The sequence below is a fragment of the Flavobacteriales bacterium genome (assembly GCA_030584065.1).
Taxonomy (GTDB): domain Bacteria; phylum Bacteroidota; class Bacteroidia; order Flavobacteriales_F; family PHOS-HE28; genus PHOS-HE28.
On the sequence record CP129489.1, the window covers coordinates 2797204 to 2817907 of the forward strand.

The 20704-nt window shown below is 63.1% G+C and carries 13 protein-coding genes; 2 read left to right on the top strand and 11 right to left on the bottom strand.

Going from position 1 to position 20704, the window contains the following annotated elements:
- Positions 1-197 precede the first annotated feature (197 nt).
- The 6 genes from QY325_11795 to QY325_11820 all read right to left on the bottom strand — a co-directional run bounded on the left by QY325_11795 (position 198) and on the right by QY325_11820 (position 11556).
- Positions 198-5996: a PKD domain-containing protein gene (locus QY325_11795; protein WKZ65442.1), complete on the bottom strand. Its 5799-nt coding sequence runs from the start codon at positions 5994-5996 to the stop codon at positions 198-200.
- Positions 5997-6211: 215 nt separating this feature from the next.
- Positions 6212-8500 carry a T9SS type A sorting domain-containing protein gene (locus QY325_11800; GenBank protein WKZ65443.1) on the bottom strand — a complete coding sequence of 763 codons (2289 nt, stop codon included), beginning with the start codon at positions 8498-8500 and terminating at the stop codon, positions 6212-6214.
- A 6-nt stretch (positions 8501-8506) separates the two neighbouring features.
- The gene (locus QY325_11805; protein WKZ65444.1) at positions 8507-9607 is read right to left on the bottom strand and encodes a hypothetical protein; all 1101 of its coding nucleotides are present in this window, start codon (positions 9605-9607) and stop codon (positions 8507-8509) included.
- A gap of 29 nt (positions 9608-9636) precedes the next feature.
- Positions 9637-9882 (bottom strand): hypothetical protein, encoded by a 246-nt coding sequence (locus tag QY325_11810; protein ID WKZ65445.1) that lies wholly within the window; start codon positions 9880-9882, stop codon positions 9637-9639.
- A 22-nt stretch (positions 9883-9904) separates the two neighbouring features.
- Positions 9905-10387, bottom strand: coding sequence for a hypothetical protein (locus QY325_11815; protein WKZ65446.1), 483 nt, complete (start codon positions 10385-10387; stop codon positions 9905-9907).
- A 311-nt stretch (positions 10388-10698) separates the two neighbouring features.
- Positions 10699-11556 carry a hypothetical protein gene (locus QY325_11820; protein ID WKZ65447.1) on the bottom strand — a complete coding sequence of 286 codons (858 nt, stop codon included), beginning with the start codon at positions 11554-11556 and terminating at the stop codon, positions 10699-10701.
- Between the two features lie 188 nt (positions 11557-11744).
- Here QY325_11820 and QY325_11825 point away from each other — a divergent pair, with 188 nt between their 5' ends.
- Positions 11745-14324 (top strand): FG-GAP-like repeat-containing protein, encoded by a 2580-nt coding sequence (locus tag QY325_11825; GenBank protein ID WKZ65448.1) that lies wholly within the window; start codon positions 11745-11747, stop codon positions 14322-14324.
- 28 nt (positions 14325-14352) lie between these two features.
- Here QY325_11825 and dnaG read toward each other — a convergent pair whose 3' ends face one another.
- From dnaG to QY325_11840, 3 genes are all read right to left on the bottom strand, one after another.
- Positions 14353-16302 (bottom strand): DNA primase, encoded by a 1950-nt coding sequence (dnaG, locus tag QY325_11830; GenBank protein ID WKZ65449.1) that lies wholly within the window; start codon positions 16300-16302, stop codon positions 14353-14355.
- A gap of 289 nt (positions 16303-16591) precedes the next feature.
- Positions 16592-17050, bottom strand: coding sequence for a hypothetical protein (locus tag QY325_11835; GenBank protein WKZ65450.1), 459 nt, complete (start codon positions 17048-17050; stop codon positions 16592-16594).
- Between the two features lie 5 nt (positions 17051-17055).
- On the bottom strand, positions 17056-18030 hold the full coding sequence (locus QY325_11840; protein ID WKZ65451.1) for a polyprenyl synthetase family protein: 975 nt from the start codon (positions 18028-18030) through the stop codon (positions 17056-17058).
- A gap of 109 nt (positions 18031-18139) precedes the next feature.
- On the opposite strand from QY325_11840, the gene QY325_11845 reads away from it, so the two are divergent.
- Positions 18140-18874 (top strand): hypothetical protein, encoded by a 735-nt coding sequence (locus tag QY325_11845; GenBank protein ID WKZ65452.1) that lies wholly within the window; start codon positions 18140-18142, stop codon positions 18872-18874.
- Here the strand turns inward: QY325_11845 and rlmN are convergent.
- Together rlmN and QY325_11855 are read right to left on the bottom strand one after the other, a co-directional pair.
- Positions 18862-19959 carry a 23S rRNA (adenine(2503)-C(2))-methyltransferase RlmN gene (rlmN, locus tag QY325_11850; protein ID WKZ65453.1) on the bottom strand — a complete coding sequence of 366 codons (1098 nt, stop codon included), beginning with the start codon at positions 19957-19959 and terminating at the stop codon, positions 18862-18864. The genes QY325_11845 and rlmN overlap by 13 nt on opposite strands.
- Positions 19960-19979: 20 nt before the next feature.
- Complete coding sequence (locus QY325_11855) at positions 19980-20639, bottom strand: 2-C-methyl-D-erythritol 4-phosphate cytidylyltransferase (GenBank protein WKZ65454.1); 660 nt, start codon at positions 20637-20639, stop codon at positions 19980-19982.
- Positions 20640-20704: the final 65 nt, after the last annotated feature.

Genomic DNA, 20704 nt, shown 5'->3' on the forward strand with positions numbered 1-20704 from the left:
TGTCGCCACGGCCTTCTAGCAGAGCTTATCGTCACTGGCACCAACCCTCCAAAAATGCAACGAATCATGATGCGGTCGGCACCATCTAATCCGTGAAGCTCTCAACCGAAGAACGGCTATGGAACTTCATGCACCACTTCTCTACTGAAGCGGCGCGAATGAATCCCCGTTCATGTTCGCCGCTGCGCAATCCGGCTTCACCGCAAAATCGTCACATGCCCCCTCATCCGCTTCGCCCCAACGAAGCCCTCCGCGCGAAGGTCGATCTGCCAGATGTACACGCCATCCTGAACCGGTGAGCCGCCACGGGTCCCATCCCATGCATCGGATGCCTGCTCCGTTTCGTAGATCAGCTCGCCCCAGCGGTTCCAGATCGTGAGGTTGTAGTCGCGTACAGCGAAGCCATCCAATGACGGCAGGAAGCTGTCGTTGATGCCGTCCCCGTCGGGTGTGAAGCTGTTGGGGACGTAGATGAGCAGGTCCGGATCGATGACCACCTCCTGGTAAGCGGTGTCCAGACAGCCATGGATGCTGGTGACGATCTGCTGAATGAGGTAGGTGCCGAAGGTGGCATAGGTATGGAGCGGCTCTTGCTCGGTCGAGTAACTGCCATCCCCCATGTCGTAAGCCCACTCCACAGCCAACTGTGCCGTGTCCACCACTTGGATCTCTGGTGAAAGGATGCCGGTGCGGTTGGGACTTGGGTAGAATCCGGCGATGGGCAGCGGATGCACCGTGATCAGGTCCGAGATGGTCAGCGAGTCCTGGCAGCCATTGCCACTGGTCACGACGAGACCGATCGTGTAGACGCCGGCCGCGTTGAAGGAGTGGGTCAGTGTGGGTCCCTCGCCGGTCACCGTTCCATTGATGGACCACAGCCAGGAATTGTTCGTGTAGGGTTCCGGGATCGTGCTGACGTCGGTCAATACGAGCGGGTCGTTCACGCACAACACGGTATCGGTCGGGACGAAAGATACCTGGGGCAGTGGCCAGATCTCCAGGGTGTCGGTGAGCAGGGTGGTGCATCCCTGGTCGCTCACGGTCTGCAGCGTGATGGGGAAGAAGCCTGCGGAGGAGAAGGTGTGCACGGCGGTGGTGCCGGAGTAGGTGGCCGGTCCTGAATCCATGGACCACTGTGTATCCGCGATGCCTCCCTGGGGTGTGCTGGATGTGCTGCTCATCGTGGTGCTCTGCCCGAAGCAGTTGGGGTCCACGACCATGCTGTTCACCGGGGCGGGGTGGATGACCAAGCTGCGTGTGGCGGTATCGGCGCAGCCGAAGGCCGAGGTCACGATGAGCGTATCCGTATAAGCGCCCCAGCCCTGCCACGCATGCGATGGAGCCGGACCCACATCATCAAGGCCATCGCCGAAGTGCCAGACCCAGGTGTCGATCACATCCACACCGCTGTTCCATCCGATGGTGGAGGCATCCGTGTAGAGGACCGTGTCGTACTGGCAGGCATCGTCCGACATGAAGCTGGCCACGGGCACGGGATGGATGATCACTTCCTCGTCCAGAAAGCCCACGCATCCACGGTCCGAGGTGGCCGTGAGGGAAACCGGGATCGTATCAGGAACCGGATAGTCGAACGGTCCCACTTGTTCACTGTCGAGCTGGCCCTGCCCGGCAATGTCCCAGGCCCAACTTTCGATGGTGCCCGAGGTGATCGTGCTCGTGTTGGTGATGGTCAGCGGCGAATAGGTGCAGACATCAGGCGCGCTGAACTGCACCTGGGGCAGTGGATGCACGGTGAGCACCGTATCATTCGTGCTGACGCACCCTTCGGTGTTCTCATAGATGTAGCGGATCCCCACCTGCTGCGCTGCGGTGGGTGCTGGGACCAAGGCTCCGGGGTCGAACAGGGCTGGAAGCAGGGTCCAGACCGTACCATCATAGCGCGCGCTGAACGTTCCTCCGGGCAGGTCCACAAAGGGGTTCAGGTCGAACGGGTCGGCGTTGATGCAGGCATGGATGCTGTCGAAGACCACGGCCGTTGTATCGTGGATGGTGAAGGGGATCGCGAGGGTAGTGCTGCAGCCGTTCGCGTCCGTGTGCGCATACTCCACCTCGTGCGCACCACTACCAATGACAAGCGGGTCCGGACTGTTATCAGGCGAGGGCCAGGTGAAGGTTCCTGGCGATGGGAAGACCACGGGGTCGGGCAGCGTGCCTGCGTTGATGCAGAAAGGGCCGAAGGGGTCTGCCGTGACATCGGGCAACGGGTTCACCGTGATCGCCAGAGTATCCGCATCGATGCATTGGGCGTAGCTGCTGGTGGCGATGAAGGTGCTGCTGACGGCGGGGTGCAGCCCGAATGTCCAAGGTGGTCCGGGTGTCACGGTGGCATTGGGCACGAAGGTGATGCCGTCAATGCCAAAGGGAGCAGCAGCGGTGAACTCCACCCAGGAGGTGTCCGTTTCGCAGATCAAGCTGTCATACGCGGCTTCAATGGCATAGGGCAGCACCTCAATGGGTTGGGTGCATCGAAAGAAGGCATCGCACTGGTTGGGAAAGACGACCTGGAGCGTGGGGCAATAGGTTCCGGTGTCGGTGTAGCAATGGGTCGTGATCGCCCCGGTACCGCCTGTGCCATCATCAAAATCCCAGAGATAGCTGATCCCCGCCGCCAATGGGTTGAACACCTCGAATTCAACGCAATAGGGTGCGCAGTTCACCGTATCGACCGGTACCCAGGACCAGGGTCCGAGCACATCCCCCAGGTCCAGCAGGTCCTCCAGCGTATCAGCTGCCATACAGTTGCTCCAAGCACCGGGGCCGTTAACAATGATCTCCAGGTCATAAACTCCTGCATCCACCGTGAACGACACGGGCGGGTTCGCACTATTCGCAGGTTGGACTTGTGAAGTATCTTCTGGATAGATGTAGTGCAGGATGTACTCGTAGCTGTTCCCTGCGGTGGCGCTCGTATCGCACACCGAGATGATGTACTCGCAGCCATGCGGACTGATGATCACCTCGAATGCCGGAACTGGCGTAAAGACCTCCACCGTCTGGCAGGTGGTGTCCGGGCAGTTGTACTGCATATCAACAACGCTCAGACACACCTCGTACAGGCCGTTCGCCATGAACGCGTGCGCCATGTCCAAAACCCCGGGAACCGACGAACCATCCACCGTCCATGCATGGCCATTGACCCCCGCACCCGTAGCGGTGAACCCCACCTGCTGCTCCACGCATGGCGTGGTATCGTCCACGATGAAGGAGGCCGCTGCCGGCACAGGGAATACCACTTGCACGGTCTGGCCATCAGAGCAGGTGCCTTGATCCCCCTCCAAGCGCACCTCGAGGAAGCCGGGCGGGGCATCCAGGCAGAGCGCCTCCGCATTTGTGTTTCCCGGGATCACCACCCAAGGGCCGAATGGGTTGAGCCGGTATGACCACAGGTAGCTGTCCAAGCTGTTGTCCGCGGTCAGGTCCACACAATACGGACCACATGGGTTGGTGACCGCATAACTGAAGGTGGCGAAATCCGGTGCCGTACTGATGGTGATCGCATCCTGGTACACGGTGGTATCCGCGCAGCCATTGATGTTCGTGGCGATCGCTGTGATCGTATAGATGTCGTCATCCTCGTAGTTCACGCATACTGGAAAAATGTCCCCGCCTTGGAAGGGAACAAGCCAGCTGGTCACTGGTGCCGGGCTATCGGTGTAGCTTACATACCAATTGACACAATCATCGATATCGTCGGGCGGCGGTGTGCACCCCTGCGCCGTGGCCACCAGTGCGTCGCCATTGCCGAAAGCGATCTCCCATTCCACGTTGTAGGTCTCCGTGCTGCTGAACACCACGCAGAGGGGAGGGCATCCGCTGGTCGGTGTGAACTGGAGCTCCGCGCTCGGGACGTCGATGTAGACCTCGAAGCAGCGGGTGTGTGGACAGGAAGAGGTGTCCGCAATGGCCGTTAAGCATACCGTATAGGTGCCCTCGTTCGTGTAGACATGCGTGGGAGTGAGAATACCGGGCGCATCATTCACCACGTCGCCAGTCAATTCGGTGCCGTCGCCGAAATCCCAGAACAAGCTATCGGCGAAGATCGATTGGTCGGAGAAGGATACTTCGAAGGGGGCGGTGCAGCTCTGGGTAATGGTGAAGTCAGCTACCGGCCCCCAGATGCAGATGGCGTCGGTGATGGTGGAATCGGCCATGCAACCGTCGTTGGAAATGGTCAACGTCACATCAAAGCAGCCCGTGTCGTTGTACATGTAGTTCACGGAGGGCCCTGGCGTGGTCACGGTCCAACCATCGCCGAAATCCCAGAGATACTGCGACCCATCGGGATTATCCGCTTGGAGTGAAACACCGGCACCGGCGCACAAGGCCTGTGGCACGGGCCCGAACCCCGCATCCAAGGCGGGTGATACCAGGATGCTCTGGCAATCGGTCACCGTGCAGCCGGATGCGGTGGTCACGGTAAGGCAGATGCTGTAGTTGCCCGTGGCGCTATACGACCAGGTCGGGTTCTGTGCATTGCTGTCCTCCCCGCCGCCATCGAAGTCCCAGGAGTAGGTGTAAGGTGCTTCGTCGGGAATGACTTCCAGATCGAACTGCGGTGCGATGGTCTGGCCCACGCAAACACCAAAGGGAATACCGGTCACATCCAGCTCCGGCAGGTCGATCACGACATTGATCTGCTCAGTCGCGGTACAGCCCTGGTCATTGGTGACCACCAGCTCCACCAAGCTGCTTGCGTAGAAGGCCCACGTGAGATCGGTGGTCGTGGCCTGCTGCACACCATTGACCCGCCAGCTATAGCCCAGCGTGCCACTGCCACTGGATTGGTTCGTGAACGACAGTGTTACCGGAGAGAAGCACACCGTGGTATCGCCCGGCGTGAAGGCTGCAACAAGCGGATCGAACACCTCAATGGTCAACGTGGTGTCGGCGACGCACGTGGATGAATACGCTACTTGGACGCACACCTGGTACGTACCTGCAGGGCTGAACGCGTAGCTCCAGTTCAACCCGCTGCCATCGACGTTCCCGTCGCACCCGATGTCCCATTGCACCGAACTGGGTGATGCCGGTTGGGTGCCGCCCGCCGAGAACGTGACGGGCACGCTGGCACAGGTGGGCGATGGGCTTACGCTGATATCCAGAAGGGGTGCATCGAAGATCACCACGGGGTGGCACACCTCATGGCTGCATCCGCCGCTGTTGGTCACTTCCAAGCAGGCCTCATACTCCCCGGCGATCACACCGGCGCAGAGCAGGTCCGTGGTCTCCGCGTCGCAGACCACCATGCCGGTTGCCGTATTGGTCAGTTCCCAAGAGGACGACAGGCCCTGGCCCGATCCGTTGGTCAAGGTGATGTCCAAGGGGGCTGGACAATCCAACAGGCTTACGGGACTGAACACGGCTGTCGGGTAGCTATCGCTCACGACAATGGCGATGGAATCGAGCACCGCATCCGGACAGCCGTTCGAGAAAACGGTCAGGTCGGGATAGTAGGTCCCGGCATCCGGGAAGCAGCAACTGAACCCAGGGAGCCCATTGGCGGCTTCCGCACAGGGCAGCCCTGTCCAGGTCCAGGTATCTATCTGTCCGGCAGGCGTACTGGCATCGGTGAAGGTGATGCATCCCCCTTCGCAGATCATGGTCTCCGACACGGTGAAAGAGGCCACTGGAAAGGGATTCACACAGAACAGGTCATCGATGACCGGGTAGGTGGTTCCGTTCACCGTCACGGTCGCATCCCAGCAGCCAACACCGAAGGTGGTGGTGAACGTGCAGAGGGGTCCTGGTGGTGGTGCGATATTGACCGATCCATTCGTCAGGAACCACGTGACCGTGCTACCCGCGCCGCAGGCGACGCCATTCACTTGAAGCGTGAGGATCTCCTGACCGCAGTAAGGCGGTTGATTGTTCGGGGCAATGGTCACGTTGAACTGGCCGGCGACGCCAAGCGGAAGGAAGGCCAGGCTCCATAAGAGGAGAGCCCGCCAGCGCCTGATGTCTGTCACTTCTTTCATGGTCGGAACGGCGTTCGCCTTGCACTAACGGGTTCTTCCTTACTTGGACAAGTCGAGGATGAAGGATTATCAAATGTGACAATTGTGATCGAAATGATGCTGATGAATATGGCGTTCAGGACTGTTGATCTGGATCTCATCAGATCATTGAAGCGAACGACCGGCAACGAAAGGGGGCTGCCGGCAAGCCCGGCAGCCCCATTCGGAATGATGTTCTAGCGCGCCACAATCACCGGCACATGGCCGTTATGGCTACTGCTGCGCCACTGGAGAAGGTAGGTTCCGGCTGCGAGGTGCCCCAGTTCCAGGACCAGATCGCCACTTCGGTACTGGAAAGCACCGACCACCTTTCCCAGCATGTCGTGAACACGTACATCGAGCTCGGCGGGTGGGTCATCCATGCGGATGACGAAGCGGCCCTTGCTCGGGTTCGGGAACACCTGCAGCCGGCTCATCCCCGCCTCGGGCTCACCCATGCCCACGGTCACATCCAGCGCCAGGCACACCTCGTTCCCGACGCATCCACCCCCGAAGGCCTGTGCGCATACCTGCACCGCTCCAGCGTCAGCATCCGGAATCACGTAGGCAGAAGCATCGTAAGGGTTGCTGTCGTCCGGGCCCCATGACCAACCGGCTGGGAGGGTCCATAGGATCGAGTCCGCATCAGCCAAGGTGGGCAGCACCCAGAAGAGCAGTTGCTCAATGATGGGAACCGCTGTAGGCCCGTTCATCTCGATGAGCTGGAGGTCCATCACATTCACCTCCAACTCCGCACTCACGTCCGCACATGCTCCGGAACCTAGCACCGTGTAGGTGTACACGCCTTCGGCGCTCTGGCCCGGCGTGAAGATCCCAACGAAAGCAGCCCCGTCCGGTCCTGTCCACGTGCCGTTCAGTGCCGGACTGCCACCAAGGGCGTTGAGCAAGAGCACAGGCACCTCACCGGTGCAGAGCTCAAGCACTCCGCCGATTCCGGCACTGGGTGCCTGATCCAGGGAAATGGTGAGCGTGGCTGAGGCATTGGCACAAGGTGGCGCGCCGGTGACCGTGTACGTGTATACCCCGGCGGACATGGCGGTGGGGTCGAACAGGCCATTGGTGCTGCTTGGGCCAGACCACGATCCGCCGCTATCCGGCGACCCGTTGAGCGCACTGGTCATGTCCTGCGGGCCGTCGCTACTGCACAGCGACAGCGCCGCATCCATGCCCGCATCGGGTGCTGGCGTTTCGGAAACCGTAACGCTGGCCGTGGCATCCGGACAGGGGCCGGTTCCGGTCACGGTATAGGTGTAGGCTCCCGGCTCGTTGATGGCGGGGTTGTAAACGGATGGCACCACTTGGTTTTCGAAGCGCCATTCACCGCCGCTATCAGGCATGCCCTGCAATCCGGTAAACAGGTTGACAGGGGCGGAATTCGAGCATACAGTCAGTGCTCCATTGATCCCGGCGTTGGGCGGTGCGGTCACGGTGATGGCCGCTTCACGAGAGGGACCCGCCACGCCACAGGCATTGAAGGGGGTCACTGAAATGGTCGCATCCGCCGTCCCGATCGTGGTGGTGATCGCCGCATCAGGACCCCCGCTGGCCGTCCAGCCTCCGGTGATGGACCACGCGTAGGTAAGGCCGGGAACAGCCGGTGTGCCGAAGGCGACCGTACTGCCCGCGCACGCCTGCAGCGGACCGGTGATGAAGCCCGGCTGGTCCGGCGGCGGGGCAATGCCCACGGCCAGCGAAGCCGTGGGGCCGGTGCCGCAGAGGTTGCTCGGTGTCACCTGGATGGTGCCGGAGACATCGCCGATGGTGACCACGATGCTGGCGCTGTCCGAAGGCTGGGTGCTCCAGCCATTGCCGGAGGGCACCTGCCAGGTGTAGCTCGTGGGCGTGGCGAAGCCCGGCCCTGAGGGCGGTGTGGCGGTGAAGGTGACCACATCGCCCGGGCAGATGGTGGATGTGGAAGCCGAAATGGTCGGCAACCCAAGGTCGCCTGCGGGGGTGATGTTAACGGGCCGGGTCACCACCGAGCTCCACTGCCCGTGGTTGTCCAGCAGCTGCAGCCTGAGCGTCTGGGCTCCGGTGGGATAGCCGCAGAGCTCCAACAGGCCATTGAAGCTGAGCTCGGTCTGCGGGGTGGTGAACACTTTGGTGCGCACGAGCGGATCGGCGCCATTGGTAGGGTTGCCCACCCAGTAGCGCACGGCCACGATCTCCCACGGTCCAGGCTGGCCCACATGCAGCGCACGGGTCACCACCGGACTCCAGCGCCTGCTGCCGCCGGGGCCCTGGTCTTTCCAACGCAGGTGTACCACGTGCGGGCCGAGCGCGAGCCCGCTGGTGTTCAGGGGCGCATTGTCCAGGTCCACCGTCTGTGCCGGGGTCACGGGCACGTAGGTGCGGTCGGCATCGTTCTGGTCGAACCAGTATTCATAGCCCACCAGCGTGGGGCTCTGCGCGGCGGCGAGGGTGATCGCCGTGGCGGCCAAGAGAAGGGTGAATGGGCGTTGCATGGCCGTTCAGTTCTGTTGGGCCGCGCCCGAGAGGTTCACGTTGATCACACCGCCGTTGGTGCTGCCCAGCGAAGGGGAGAGGCTGATCCAGTGGGGGTTGAAGGGGATTCCGCCTTCCTTCCAGACTGCACCTGTTGGCCCACCGTACACACCCGAATCCGTCCCGCCCATGTTCGCTGCCGGGCTGCCAACAGCGAGCCTGTAGTCGTAGTTGTAGCTGAACTGATTCCAAACGGGAACGTTCCTGAAAACATTGGTGGCCGTGAGGCCAGACGCGGCATTGCCACCCAGGTTGATGGCGTTCGCACCCCAGTTGGGCTGTGCGCCACCGGTTTGGGCGAACAGGCAGCGCTGGAAGGAGGATGGGTTATTTACCGCAGGATAGTTGGCCGTGGCGGCGAAAATGCAGTTGGTGTAGGACAGTCCATTATTGAGCGTTGCCGATGTGAAATCAGGGCCCAAGAGGATGCAATTCGCCACCTGTCCCGTGGTGGGCGAGTTGCCAAAGCTGACCGAACCCGTGATGATGCAGTTCTCCGCAAGGAAGCCCGTGGGGGCATTGAGCGCGTTCGACAAGGGAGCTATGTTGCCGAACGGGACGTTAACCCCGCCGCGGAGCACGCACTGCCGCAATTGACAGTTCGTCGCGGCGAACGCCCCACCTCCGGCGAGGCTCAAGCCTGTGGTGAACTCGCAGCGGGTGAAGCTCACGTTGTCCACGGCCGGGTTGTTCACACCCGTCAATCCCACACGGATCACGCGCTCGAAGCGGATTCCGTGAAACCGGGAGCCAGAGGCTTGCTGGGACATGGACAATTGATTGTTCGGGTGCCAGGCAATCACCGTGGGCGTTGTCACCGTGGTGGTATCCGGCCGGTATCCAGCCCCCACCCAAACAAGCGGCTTATTGAAGGTCAATGAGCTGGGAGGGTCTATGTCCCCGCCTGGCAGAATGATGGTATCGCCTGGCTGCGCCGCCGCCATGACGCCTGCAAGGTCGTGGGGATTGTAGAAGAACGACGAGTTGCCGTTGTGCAACAAGGTGATCACCTGGGCCTTAAGCCCCGCCACCAAAGAGAAAAGCAGAAGGGCGAGTGCGGTACGCATGTTCGTGAGGAGTTAGTGGAGCGGTGTGTTCAGCTATTCACGCAGGTGCAGGTGGTGCCTGCCAGGCGCGCCGCTGTTTGGCATGCGCTCTCTTGGGCTTCACGGTCATTCTTGCTGCCGCACACCTCGGGGAAGGTGTAGGTCTCTTGCTGCCCGTTGCCCACATCGTACTTGTAGGAGCAGGTCTCGCATTTCTTACAGGCCGGAAGCAGGAAGAAGCCGGTGAGCAGCAGCAGGATGGCTCGCTGGATCGGAGGGAAAACAGAACGGTTCATGGTTGAGGGTTTGGGTTGTGGTTCAGTGTGACGGGATGCGGTCGGACGGGCGGGGGCCAGCTTCTCCGATTCCGAACGTGTAGACCGCAATGGGTCCGGCGGGAGCGGTGATCTGATCGGCGGGCACAAGCGCGTACTCGCCCGGTTGGAGCTCGCCCAGCCTGAGCTCCCATTGCAACGGTGCGCACCGAGCGCGCTGGAACGGCATGGACCCACCGGGCTGCCGTACATCGCGGTAGCCGTAGCACGTCTGCTCATGGACCACCAGCGTCCGACCGGTCGAAGCCGGCTGCAAACGCACCAGCAGCAAATCATCGATGGCCTGAGCGGCGGCTGCGGCAGAAGCGGAATCCGATTCCAGGGAAGACACGGCCTCCACGCGCAGCACCATGGATGCGCCCTCTTCCAAGCGCGCGGGAGAGCGCCCTCCTTCGATGCTGTACACCGCGCCAGCGGATTGGACCAGCGAAGGATACTTGTTGCGCACCGAACCGGTTCGCTCCACGGCCAGATTAACCAGCGAATCGGCAGCCCCCCAGGTTACGCGCAGGGTTCCTACGGTAGTCGAATCGCCTTCTGGAGTCGCTTCAGCCATCCTGGACCTTTCCCGCGCGGCTTCCCACCGCCCATGCACTCCCGCTGGTTCGAGGAGGCCCACATTCGCCTTCGCGTTGATCGATACCAAACCGGCCGCGAGGAGGGAGAGCGTGGTAGATGCGCTCCGGAGGTACCTGCGGAGTGCAGCGGCACAAGGGTTATCGAACAAGGTGAGTTCCATGGTCGGTTTCACAGGATGAACACGGTTCGCGTCGTGTGCTACTGCCGGCTGATGACGCCGGTGCCGGAAACCTTGCCCACACCGAAGTCAAAGAGCTTGTTTGGGCCATGGCCATGCGCCGAACCTCCAGCATAGACGAAGCAGTACTCGCCCGCCTCCAGGTTCTGCGGAGTCACCTTGAAGATGCCGGGCGCCAGCTGCTCGATATCGAATGACCGCGCATGCTTCTCGTCGATACCGTCTTCCGAAGAGAAGGCGTTCGCGGAGCCCATCTCAATTTCACGGGCCCCTGCCGTTTCATCCAGCCGGGCCAGGGTGAACTCGTTGGGGCTCGTGGCCTGCTGGAATCCGTAGAATGCGATGCTGTTCTGGTCGAAAGCCGCCTGCTGCTGGTTGAAGTAGAAGTAGAACTCGCGCGCCGCTGGCAACTGCGCACGCGCCTGTGCGCCCGAAATACGGGCCACCACCGTCGTCTTGGCCAGGCCGTAAGTCAGGGCCGTGGCCAGGCGACCCTTGTCCTTGCCCTGCGAGGCCACCGTGGGGAGCAGTTCCACCAGTTGACCGGCTTCATCGAAGTAGTAGATGCCTGGCCGATGGGGCGCCTTGGGGTCATTGGCATCCACCGCCTTGCGGGCGGGATCGTTCGCCGCCTTCACCACAGCGGCCAGCACAGGGTCCGTCAGGCCGGCCCGCTTCAAGGCGATCAGCGCGGAGGTGCTCACATCGAATGTGTTGGCTGCCGTCTCCACCCGGCTGAGAATGATGGACTCCCCCATGCCGAGCTCCGCGAGCTGGATGAGGTCGGCGTTCGTGAGGACCTCCTGCCCTTGGGCTTGGCGTGCAGAGGCGCAGAGCAGGATGGCGAGCAGGACCGTGAGAAGGGCGTTGGTTTTCATCGTGTTCGGTTTTGGGGTTTGGTTCTCTTGATTGTGGGCACCAAGGCGTGCTGCGAGGACAAAACTGCCCAGACCCCACCCGCCCCACCAGCCCGATTGAGCGGATGGCGGCCCGCGATGAGCGGATGGAGGGGAGCTGCACCATATACCATTTCCGACTAGCTTCCGACTCCGTAGCACCCCTACCCATGGTCCGCTTCACCGCCCTTGCCACCGTGCTCTTATCGACAACCCTTGCCTCAGGGCAATTCGGCCCCGAGGAGCAGGTCACTTCGCTATTCCTCTTTCCTGAGGAGATCATGACTGCCGACATGGATGGAGACCTGGACCAGGACCTGGTGATGCGGAACGCAGGGGCCATCGTCTGGGCCCGGAACCTCGGCCAAGGGTCGTTCGACGCACTGGATAGCCTCTACGCCTCGAACTGGGGATCTTGGTCCGCGCGCTCTGAATTCGACCTGGCGGATGTCGACCAGGATGGTGACATGGACCTGGTGGTTTTGGACCGGCAGGACAGCCTGGTGGTTTGGCTTCCCAATGCAAGCGGGTCAGGCGACTTCGGGCCGGCACTGGTCATCGCAGACCTGCATGGCTTCGGCGAGCTCGGCGCCATTCGATGCACCGACATCATGGGGGACGCATCCCCGGATCTGATCGTGAATCACGAGTCCTTCAGCAACCTTAAAGTGTATGTCAATGATGGTGGCACATTCGCCAGCATCGAATCCATCCATACCAATGATATGGGCTCGTTGAGCCGGCTGCTTGTCATAGGTGATATTGACCTGAACGGTACGAACGACATCATTCGCCAGCACTGGAGCGGTCAGCTATGGGCCATGCTCAATCCCGGGGGCATTGGAAATGACTGGACCGATACGCTGCTCATTCAGCAAAGCGGGGGTGGATACATCTTCGGGTCAGGGCACCAGCAACTCATCGATGTGGACGCCGATGGGGATCTTGACTTAGTCGACGCCGCGAACGACAACACACCGGTGTGGGCGGAGTGCTTCGCTGCGGATTCAGGCGGCTTCCATGCGTTCCTTCCGGAATACATCGGGCAACCAGTTCACTACTTCCACACCGGATGGGCGGCCTTTCTCGGCTGCGGCAATACGGCCAGCGCGCTGTGGTGCTCAGGTGCGGATAGCGACAGCCTCAACTGGACCATGTACGACGCCGAGTTGGATGCCTTCGGGCTGCCGGCGAAATGGGCGAGCGAACCTGGAATCCGGTTGATCCGGACCGCCGATCTGGATGGCGATGGCCGGCAGGACCTCATTCTTGCGCACTCCGACTCCGTGCTGAGCTGGTACCCGAATGACCTTCCCGCCTTGCCTTCGTCCGGCATCTCGCTCACCCCCTTCGACACGCTATGCGCATCCGGCGACCCGTATGCGCTGGATCATGCCGAGCCTCCCGGCGGGAACTGGAGCGGCGAGGGCGTGGCGGAAAACAACTTCATGCCGCCCGGGCCGGGTTCATTCACGCTCACCTATCAGGTGGTCGACCCCGTTGCCGGTTGCCCTCTCTCGGCCACGCAAGCCATTACCGTGCTGCTGGAGCCGATCATCACGGTGGTGAGCGGGAGCTTCGACGACTGTGATACGGCCCCGCTCCAGTTGGCAGGCTGGCCAAGCGGAGGTAGCTGGTCAGGCTCGTCGGACGAAAGCGGCTACGTAGATAAATCCTGCGCTGTGCGGCCCCTATCAGGCGAAGTCTACTATAACATGGAGGCAGTGAACGGCGGTTTCTGCCAGGCAAGCACGATCACGTTCGTCCTTCCGGCTTGCACCCCTGTCGATCTAGGCTCGGATATCAACGCCTGCGAGGAGGATGAGCAGGACATCGTCGTTGAACTATTCATGCCATCTTCGTCGTACTTCGTTGAGCTTCAAGGGCCCTTCTACGACATTGTGCAGCCCGTCAACAACCTGGCACAAGGTTTCTTCAATCCTGCAGTCGGTCCTGGGTCCTTCATGATCATCGGAAATGTCATGAACCCGTTCACTTGCCCAGGTTCGGACACCTTGTTCATCATCGTGAATCCTAATCCTGACCCTGGCTTGATTACCACCAATCTCACATTCTGCGCGAATCAGAGCGAAGGCCTGGTTGAGATGAACATGGCCGGTGATTTCAGCGCACCCATCAATGCTGCGTCCACGGCGATTGGAACATTCAATCCTGGGCTGCTCAGTCTGGGATACCACCCCTTTTCCTTCAATGTCGTTGACGCTAACGGATGCGCGGGCTTCCTCATCGATTCCCTGCTCATCGTCGACCCACCGGTCGTTTCGCTCGACATGAGCCCGATCAACATCAATGGCGGCATCGTCATCCTTGAAGGTGGGTCGCCCGAAGGCGGCACCTACACCGTGAACGGCGAGGTGGCCACCGCATTAGACCCGAGCACCTTTCAGGCGGGCGATCTCGTCGATGTGGCATACTCCTATACGGACCCGCTCACGGGATGCACAGGAATGGCAGCGGTGCAGGTCGATATCGTCACCGCCTTGGGTGTCGACCAGCGGGAATCCGGAGTGCACGTCTTCCCTAATCCGGCAACCAGCGAATGCCAGGTCTGGTTCGGCAGCGGTAATTCACGGATCTCTCTCCTTGACGCCCTCGGGCGCGAAGCGCGTAACTGGCCTTCCATGACAAGCCCGGCCTGGCTCAATCTGAATGGGCTGCCAGCAGGCAACTACGTGATGACGATCGAGGCCCCTGACCGGATGGATCGCATACGCCTGACTATCCGATGATGTTGCGCGCGCTAGCCCCAAGTCCCCCCTACCCCACCACCACCCTCCCCGTCTTCTTCGCCAGCTTCTTCTTGGCCTCGTTGAGCTGCTGGATCTCGGCGAGCAGGAGCATCATGGCCGCGTCATCGGCGGCCCTGAGCTGCTCCTGGCGGTCGCGGATCATGCGGTCCACGCGGCGCTCCTTGAGGATGTCCACGGCCTCTTCCAGGGCATCGTAGAGCTGCTCGCTCTCGCGCTTGACGTGGATCTTGTGGCGGGCCTTCCAGTTGGGGCTGAGCACATGGCGCTCGGTGAGCAGGTCGATGGCCATGCGGCGCCAATGCTCGTGCTCGTGGGCCACGTAGCGGGTGGTGTGCACGGACTGGCCCAGGTTGCTGGTGTGCCGGTAGTCCAGGTAGATCTCGCGGAAGAGGGGCTCGTCGAAGAGGATGTCGTCCAGCGCGAGCAGCTCGAACATGAGCTCGGCCACGGAGGTCTCCTCGTCGGTGGTGTTGCCGTCCTCGTCGAGCATGGGCACCTGGATGCGCTCGTGGCCGTAGCTGAGCAGCATGCGCAGCAGGTCGCGCTCCTGCGGCACGGTGCCGTGGTCCTCCACGGTGGGTTGGGGCGGCGCGATGTCCGCAGGAATCACCTCCTCCGGCACCGGCTGGTCACCCCCGAGCTGCTTGCGGTACTGCCTGCGCAGCACCTTGTTCATCTCGCTGATGAGGGCCTGCTCGTTGACGCCGAGCAGTCGCCCGCACTGCTGGATGTAGAGCGAGCGCAGCACCTGGTCGGGCACCAGCGCGATGCTCTCCACGATGTCGTGGATGGCGGCGGCCTTCTTCACGGGGTCGTCGCCCACGTCCTGCATCAGCAGGCCGGCCTTGAACACGAGGAAATCCTGCGCCTGCTGCGTGAGGTAGGCGCTCACCTCGCTGCTGCCATGGCTCTTCGCGAAGCTGTCGGGGTCCTCGCCCTCGGGGAAGGTCACCACCTTCACGTTGAGGCCCTCCTTCAGGACGAGGTCGATGCCGCGCAGGCTGGCCTTCATGCCCGCCGCATCGCCATCGTAGAGGATGCACACCGTGGGGGCGTAGCGCTTGATGAGGCGCACCTGGTCCTCGGTGAGGCTGGTGCCGCTGCTGGCCACCACGTTGGCGATGCCGGCCTGGTGCAGGCTGATCACGTCGGTGTAGCCCTCCACCAGGTAGCAGAGCTGCTGCTCCACGATGGCCTTCTTGGCGTGGTGGATGCCGTAGAGCGATCGGCTCTTGACGTACAGCGCGCTCTCCGGGCTGTTGAAGTACTTGGGCAGCTTCTTGTCGCTCTTGAGCGTGCGCGCGCCGAAGGCGATGGGCTGGCCGCTGAGGCCGAAGACGGGGAAGGTGACGCGGCCGGCGAAGAAATCCCAGGCGGTGCCGTCCTCGCGGCGCTTGATCCAGCCGGCCTTCTCGAGGATCTCCGGATTGAAGCCGTTGGCCTGCGCGGCGATGGCGAAGGCGCTGCCCTGCTCGGGCACATAGCCCAGGTGGAAGGCCTTGATGGTGGTGTCGCTGAAGCCGCGCTCGTGGAAGTAGGAGAGCCCGATGCGCCGGCCCTCATCGGTGTTCCAGAGCTGGTCCTCGCTCCACTGCATGGCCCATTGCTGCGCCACGGCGATGCTCTCGCGCTCGCTCTGCTCCAGCTGCTGCTCGGGCGTCTGCTCCTCCTCGGGCAGATCGATCTGGTAGCGCTTGGCGAGCCAGCGGATGGCCTCCACGTAGCTGAGGTGCTCGTGCTTCTGGAGGAAGGTGATGGCATCGCCCGCCTCGCCGCAGCCGAAGCACTTGAAGATGCCGAGCTGCGGGCTCACATTGAAGCTGGGCGTCTTCTCGTTGTGGAAGGGGCAAAGGCCGAGGTAGCGCGGGCCCTTCCGCTTGAGCGCGACGAAGTCGCCCACCACCTCTTCCACGCGCATGGCGTCCTTCACTTGCTGGATGGCGGCGGGCGAGATCACGGGGGAGCGGTGTCGGGGGGCGGTGAAGGGCAGGGGGCCGCTTGGGGTGGTGTGATGGAACGGATGCCGGCAGGGATGCCCGGCAGCGGAAAGGGGCGTGAAAATAGCCTCCGGGGGCGGGTCGGCCGGGGGGCTGTTGAAAGGATCCGGCGATGAACGGCCGCTAAGCGTTCCGCTCCCGCAAGGGCGCCTGGAGCCCAGCGCCTTGGCCTGTGCGCTCTCCGGAATGGCCACGGGCTATCAACAGCCCGCGGCTGAGGCCGGCACATCCGGACGCCCACCGAGGGAGCTACTGCACCTTCATCCCCAGGCTATCGTACTCCACGCGCTTGAGCTCGTTGCCCTCCTCGTCGTAGAAGATCCAGGTGCCGAAGTTGCGGCCATTCAGGTAGCTGCCGGAATAGTAGGTGAGGCCGCTCGGGTGGAATACCTCTGTCTGGCCCTGCTCCACGCCATCGACGTAGGCGATGCGGCTGCGGATGCCGCCGTCGGCATAGTAGGAGGCCCAGTGGCCCACCCGCTTGCCGTCGCGCAGCATGCCCTCGATGCGGCCGCCGTCCTTCAGGGGAATCACCTGGAAGCCGTCGCGGGGCGCGGCGGTGGCGGCGCTGTCGCGGGCGGGCGGAACCGCAGGGGCGCCCGAGGGCGCAGGAGCGGGTTGCTGGCAGGCGGCCATGGGCGCCAGCGCCAGCAGCAGGGGCGCCAGCAGCAGGGGCAGGCGCCGCACGGGATGGGTCCGGGTGTGCATGGGGTTCACTTGGTGCGTTCCACGGTGAGCTGAACGAGCCCCTCCAGGGCATCGCGGGCCTCGTTGCGCGGGAAGCCGTGCAGGATGGAGAGGGCGGCGTCGCGGTAGTGCAGCATGCGTTCCTGCGCGTGGCGGATGCCGCCGGCACGCACCACCATGTCGATGACGCGCGCCACGGCCTTGCCGTCCTCGTTGCGGTTCTTCACCACGTTCACCATCCAGCGCCGGTCGGCGGCGTCCACCTGTCGCAGCGCGTGGATGAGGGGGAGGGTGAGCTTCTTCTCCTTGATGTCGAGCCCGCTCGGCTTGCCGATGTCCTGGCCGGTGCCGTAGTCGAACAGGTCGTCCTTGATCTGGAAGGCGATGCCGACGTGCTCGCCGAAGAGGCGCATGCGCTCGACCGTGCCGGCATCCTGGCCGGATGCGCTGGCCCCGCTGGCGCAGCAGGCCGCGATGAGGCTGGCGGTCTTCTGGCGGATGATGTCGAAGTAGACCTCCTCGCTGAAGTTGAGGCCGCGCGTCTTCTCGAGCTGGAGCAGCTCGCCCTCGCTCATCTCGCGCACGGCCCGGCTCACGATGCGCAGCAGCTCGAACTCGCCCTTGTCGATGGCCAGCAGCAGGCCCCGGCTCAGCAGGTAGTCGCCCACGAGCACGGCGATCTTGTTCTTCCACAGCGCGTTGATGCTGAAGAAGCCCCGGCGCATGGGGCTGCCGTCCACCACATCGTCGTGCACCAGGGTGGCGGTGTGCAGCAGCTCGATGAGGCTGGCGGCCGTGAAGGCGCTGTCGTTCACCGGCCCGAAGAGGCGGGCGCTGAGCAGGGTGAACATGGGCCGCATCTGCTTGCCCTTGCGCTTCACGATGTAGTGCATGATGCGGTCCAGCAGGGCGGCGCGGCTGCGCATGGCCTCGCGGAAGCGGGGCTCGAAGGCGGCCAGCTCGTCGGCGATGGGCCGTTGCACCTCGGCTAGGGTGGGCATGCGCGGCAAAGATGGTCAACGGGCGCCGCCGCAGGGGACAACCCCCGGGCACGGCGAACGTCCGTAGGGGAGCGGGTGTTCTCCCGCTACCTTTCCGGACCGTCCGCCCATGCGCCCCGCCCGCCTCCTGCTGCTCGCCCTATGCGCCACGGCCGCATTGGGCGCCCATGCCCAGAAGGTGAAGGGCCGCGGCAAGCCCAAGGCCAAGGTGCTGCTCTATAAGGAGCAGCTGGCGGCGCAGTTCGATACGGTGGACTGCGTGAAGAACGCCTTCAAGATCAATCCCCTGCTCTTCTTCCGCGGCGAGATCCCCCTCTACTACGAGCGCGCCCTCACCCCCCGCCTGAGCATGGAGCTGGGCCTGGGCGTCACCCTGCGCAACTACCTGGCCCTCTCCTTCGTGGGCGACGATGCCGACGATTTCGGCGCGGGCACGGACATCATCGCCAACCCCAGCTACCACATCGGGGCGCGCTACTACCTGCAGGACGACCTGGAGCCGAACGGCCTGTACCTGAACCTGGAGTTCGCGCACCTGGTGTACAGCAAGGACATCCGCGCCAAGCGTTCGGACGGCACCTTCACCGATGTGAGCTACCTGGACGAACGCACCTACAACGACCTGCGGCTGCTGCTGGGCTACCAGAGCCTGGGCTACAGCACCAACTGGCTGCTCGATTTCTACGGCGGCGTGGCCTTCCGCGACCGGCAGAACATCATCGTCAAGGAGACGCACATCATCAACGCCGACCCGGAGCCGGACCAGTTCATCTACACCGTGGAGCGGCGCAACGACCGCGTGCCTGCGCTGTTCCTGGGCGTGCGCATCGGCTACGGGTTCTGAGCCGGGGGCGCCTGCTTCAGCCGCCGCTCTCCCTCCTTCAGCGCGGGCTCGTTCTTGTTGGCGAGCTGCCCGCAGGCCGCATCGATGTCGCGCCCGCGGCTGCGGCGGATGCGTGCGATGATGCCCTTCTTGTCCAGGTATTGCTGGAAGGCCTCGGCATCCTTCGCCTCCGTGCGGCCGAACCCGCCCTCGTCGATGGGGTTGTATTCGATCAGGTTCACCTTGGCATGCACGTCGCTGGCGTACTTCACCAGCTCCTGCGCGTCGGCCAGTGAATCGTTGAAGCCGCGCAGCAGGATGTACTCGAAGGTGACCGGCTGGCGCGTGACCCGGGTGTAGTAGCGGAGCGCCTCCTTCAGTTCGCTGAGGGAGTTCTGCTCGTTGATGGGCATGATGCGGTCGCGCTTCGCATCGTTGGCCGCGTGCAGGCTCAGGGCCAGGTTGAACTTCGTGCCGTCATCGGCCAGCTTGCGGATCATCTTGGCGATGCCCGCGGTGCTCACCGTGATGCGCTTGGCGCTCATGCCCAGCCCGTCGGGCGCGGTGACGCGCTCGGCGCTGCGCAGGGTGTTGGCGTAGTTGAGCAGCGGCTCGCCCATGCCCATGTACACGATGTTCGTGAGCCCCTGCTGGTAGTACTCGTGCGCGAGGCGGTCGATCAGCACCACCTGGTCCACGATCTCGCCCGCATCGAGGTTGCGGATGCGCTTCAGCTTGCCGGTGGCGCAGAAGCTGCACGTGAGGCTGCACCCGATCTGGCTGCTGATGCAGGCCGTGAGGCGGGTGGGGGTGGGGATGAGCACGCCTTCCACCACATGACCGTCCCAGGTCCTGAACGCGCACTTCACCGTGCCGTCCTGGCTGCGCTGCTCCTCGGCCAGCACCAGCGGACGCAGCACGCAACGCTCCGCCAGCTGGGCCCGGAAGGCCTTCGGCAGGTCGCTCATGTCGTCCCAGCTCCGCGCCTGCTTCTTCCACAGCCACTCCCACAGCTGCTTGGCGCGGTAGGGCTTCTCACCGAGATCCGCGACGAGCGACTTGATCTCCTCCAAGGAGAGGGAACGGATGTCTGTGAGCGCGGCCATGCGGCGAAGGTACCCCCACCCTAGAGCATCAGCTCCGCCAACCGCATGTCCATGGCCGTGGTCACCTTGATGTTGGCGTCCTCCCCTTCCACCAGGTGCACCTGCACGCCCAGCCGCTCCACCAGGGTGGCCTCATCGGTGAAGGCGGGGTCGTAAGGCTGTTCGAAGGCCTTGCGCAGCAGGTCGGCATGGAAGCATTGCGGCGTCTGCACGGCCAGCAGCCTCGTGCGGTCCAGCGCGCGCGATCCATCGGCGGTGGTTTCGCGGACGCTGGGCACCACCGGCACCACGGGGATGGCTGCGGCGTGGTGATCGGCGGCCTCGAAGCAGCGCCCGATCAGCGCGGCGCTCACCAGCGGGCGCACGCCGTCGTGCACGGCCACCAGGCCGTCGCCCGCCACCTTGGACAGGCCGGCCTTCACGCTGTGCCAGCGCTGCTCGCCGCCGGCCACTACCTCGTGCGGGATGAAGAACCGATGCCCCATGCACAGCGCCTTCCAGATGTCGAAGTGCTCCTGGGGCAGCACCACGATCAGCTGCATGGCCGGGTCGTAGCGGTGGAAGGCCTCAATCGTCCACATCAGCAGCGGCCGGCCCTTCACGGCCTGGAACTGCTTGGGCACGGGGCCGCCCATGCGCTTGCCGGAGCCGCCGGCGACGAGGATGGTGGAGCGATGCATGACTATTGCCGCAGAGGCGCGGAGACGCGGAGAATGCAGGGGCTGTCACAAAGAAAAGAGGCGCA

What these genes read in the sequence shown, in the direction of transcription:
- QY325_11795 (WKZ65442.1), bottom strand. Translation starts at nt 5,996, where the DNA reads ATGAAAGAAGTGACAGACATCAGGCGCTGGCGGGCTCTCCTCTTATGG.
- QY325_11800 (WKZ65443.1), bottom strand. Translation starts at nt 8,500, where the DNA reads ATGCAACGCCCATTCACCCTTCTCTTGGCCGCCACGGCGATCACCCTC.
- QY325_11805 (WKZ65444.1), bottom strand. Translation starts at nt 9,607, where the DNA reads ATGCGTACCGCACTCGCCCTTCTGCTTTTCTCTTTGGTGGCGGGGCTT.
- QY325_11810 (WKZ65445.1), bottom strand. Translation starts at nt 9,882, where the DNA reads ATGAACCGTTCTGTTTTCCCTCCGATCCAGCGAGCCATCCTGCTGCTG.
- QY325_11820 (WKZ65447.1), bottom strand. Translation starts at nt 11,556, where the DNA reads ATGAAAACCAACGCCCTTCTCACGGTCCTGCTCGCCATCCTGCTCTGC.
- QY325_11825 (WKZ65448.1), top strand. Translation starts at nt 11,745, where the DNA reads ATGGTCCGCTTCACCGCCCTTGCCACCGTGCTCTTATCGACAACCCTT.
- QY325_11835 (WKZ65450.1), bottom strand. Translation starts at nt 17,050, where the DNA reads ATGCACACCCGGACCCATCCCGTGCGGCGCCTGCCCCTGCTGCTGGCG.
- QY325_11840 (WKZ65451.1), bottom strand. Translation starts at nt 18,030, where the DNA reads ATGCCCACCCTAGCCGAGGTGCAACGGCCCATCGCCGACGAGCTGGCC.
- QY325_11845 (WKZ65452.1), top strand. Translation starts at nt 18,140, where the DNA reads ATGCGCCCCGCCCGCCTCCTGCTGCTCGCCCTATGCGCCACGGCCGCA.
- rlmN (WKZ65453.1), bottom strand. Translation starts at nt 19,959, where the DNA reads ATGGCCGCGCTCACAGACATCCGTTCCCTCTCCTTGGAGGAGATCAAG.
- QY325_11855 (WKZ65454.1), bottom strand. Translation starts at nt 20,639, where the DNA reads ATGCATCGCTCCACCATCCTCGTCGCCGGCGGCTCCGGCAAGCGCATG.